The sequence below is a fragment of the Pseudomonas sp. BP01 genome (assembly GCF_022760795.1).
Taxonomy (GTDB): Bacteria; Pseudomonadota; Gammaproteobacteria; order Pseudomonadales; family Pseudomonadaceae; genus Aquipseudomonas; species Aquipseudomonas putida_Q.
In genome coordinates this window covers 1-411 of record NZ_JAFBKA010000088.1, presented here as the reverse complement: position 1 = coordinate 411, position 411 = coordinate 1, and the positions used below count along the sequence as shown (strand labels likewise).

The window sequence follows — 411 nt, the reverse complement described above, 5'->3', positions numbered from 1 at the left end:
GCCAAGCTGGGCGCACTGGAAGAAGGCGCGACGTTCACCGCCAGCTGCACGCTGCAGTTCAGTTCCGGCACGGACTACCTGTCCTTCGGCGACTGCACCATCAAGTAAAGACGAAGCCGGCGAAATGCCGGCTTCTTTTCTTTGCCTCTTGTGGAGTCGAGCCATGCTCGACTCGCGAAATGTCACGGCCCCGAAGGCACCGGACCATAAGCATTTTCCTGCGGCGTGCCCGGCAGCAGCGCGAATACGAAGATCACCAGGCCGCCGAACGGAACGAAGGCCAGCAGGTACATCCAGCCCGACTGGTTGCAGTCGTGCAGGCGGCGCACGGTGACGGCGATGACCGGCACGAACGTGGCCAGCCAGAACACGACAAACAGGATGATCGACGCGATGCCCAGGACGTCGGAC

General features: G+C 62.3%; 1 protein-coding gene. It reads right to left on the bottom strand.

The features are described from left to right. Positions 1 to 182 precede the first annotated feature (182 nt). Positions 183 to 411, bottom strand: a 229-nt coding sequence (locus JOY50_RS28600; RefSeq protein WP_243056181.1) for a DUF805 domain-containing protein, incomplete at its 5' end; no start/stop codon positions are given.